Annotated in this window: 1 protein-coding gene and 2 pseudogenes; all 3 read left to right on the top strand. The window is 49.8% G+C overall.

Annotated elements, in window-relative coordinates:
• Window positions 1–128: pseudogene (locus BLV54_RS15875) on the top strand (IS481 family transposase); the annotation flags it as partial.
• A 196-nt stretch (window positions 129–324) separates the two neighbouring features.
• Window positions 325–1,704, top strand: a complete 1,380-nt coding sequence (locus BLV54_RS15120) for an alginate export family protein (protein WP_090572402.1) — start codon at window positions 325–327, stop codon at window positions 1,702–1,704.
• A gap of 82 nt (window positions 1,705–1,786) precedes the next feature.
• A pseudogene (locus tag BLV54_RS15870) lies at window positions 1,787–1,879 on the top strand (IS5/IS1182 family transposase); the annotation flags it as partial.

Raw genomic sequence — 1,879 nt, 5'->3', positions numbered from 1 at the left:
ACTTCGCAAAGCGGCTTAAGATTTTGAAGGGGCTTACACCCTATGAATACATCTGCAAAATATGGACAAAAGAGCCGGAACGTTTTAATGTTAATCCATTCCAGCACACCGTGGGACTAAACATCTAAAACATTGGCTGGTCGAGCGCGAATTTATTCCAACCTATCCGGCCGGAAGTTGGGGTCCGGCAGAAGCCAACCGCCTGTTTGATAGCGACGATCAGATCTGGCGCAACGAGCTGTGAGTTTTTCTGGGGGGTTTTCATGGGGTACGTCCGTGCGGCTGCGGTGAAGGAGTCCTGCGCTTATCCATTTGCCTCTATGCTTGTTATGTAAAATAGAGCAGGCTTATTGTGCTGCAACCGTCCTTGCGATCAATTTATCGGGTTCGGGGCATGAAATTATGATGATGTTTCCACGAAGAAGCTGGTCAGTCATTTTTGCCTGTGCTGCTCTGTTCATGGCAGCGAGCCAAGCTCAAGGATTACCGCTTGTTCAGCCTGAAAAAGCGGTCGCTCCTGAAATTCGTTCATTTGCTGGGAATCATCTGCACGCGATGACGGGTGATGTTGATCTACCCTTATCCAAGAACGCTCAATCTATTGCCACTCAAAAGAGCATGCCGACGCCACATGCTCCGCCGCCATTCAAGTCGTTGCGCTATGATGAGGATTATCGATACTTGCACGAGCCCCAGCGTCAATCTGACTTTTGGGATTCCATTAAATATATTCCGATCAAAGATCGGGAAAATTGGTTTCTCTCAATCGGGGGTGAAATGCGACAACGATACGAGTTCTATCACAACCCCAACTTCGGCGCTGGCCCATCGGATAGTCGGGGGAACAACGACTATTTACTGCAACGATATTTCCTGCATGCTGACCTACACCTGGGGCAGCATCTCCGTTTTTTCGGTCAGTTTATGTCAAGCCTCGAAGACGGCCGGATCGGCGGTCCACGCCCGGAAGTAGACCGAAATGTATTCGACGTACATCAGGGATTCATGGATCTTGTCATTCTCTTCAAGGACATGATGCCGCTCACTTTGCGGCTTGGGCGGCAGGAATTTGAATATGGCTCAGGTCGGCTCATTTCTGTTCGTGAAGTTCCGAACACGCGCCGCTCATTTGATGCTGCCCGGCTACTCTTTCGAGTAAATAAATGGGCAATCGATGGATTCTGGGGTAAACCGGTTCGTAATCGTTTCAGCGTGTTTGACGATGATCCGGATCCCAATAAGTCCTTGTGGGGTGTGTATGCTGTTCGTTCTCATTCATTTCTGCCTGATGGGCACGCCGACCTGTATTACCTGGGCTTTGAGAATAAGCAAGGAGTGTTTGCTCAGGGCACCGCACACGAAGTACGTCACACGCTTGGTACTCGGCTGTGGGGGCAACCCCTGCCATGGGAGTATAACGTTGAGCTTATCTGGCAATTTGGCCGGTTCGGGGCCGGGAACATTGAAGCCTGGGCAGTGGCGACCAATCTGCACTATAACTTGAGCAATTTGCCGCTTCGCCCCCGACTGGGGCTGACGGTTGATATCACCAGCGGGGATCGGAACCCAGCCTCAGCAAACCTCCAAACATACAACCCACTGTTCCCGACTGGGGCGTACTTTAACCTCGCTGACTTGCTGGGGCCGTCGAATTTTATTCATGTGCATCCCTCTGTGGATATATATTTTGCTAGGGTCTGTTGACGTTTTGAGATATTTATTTCATAAATAGAAGCAAACTCGTAATATTGAGAGGTTCTCACACCACCGATAAAACGAGTTTGCGATGCCCCGATTGATGCTCAGCGATGAGCTCTGGTCGAAGCTGGAGAAAATTCTGCTTCAAGAAGCGATTTATAACAAGCGCAATTTGCGCATG

It is taken from the genome of Nitrosomonas sp. Nm33 (assembly GCF_900107265.1).
Lineage (GTDB): Bacteria > Pseudomonadota > Gammaproteobacteria > Burkholderiales > Nitrosomonadaceae > Nitrosomonas.
The sequence above is the reverse complement of the archived record's forward strand: the minus strand, read 5'-3'. Positions and strand labels throughout refer to the sequence as shown.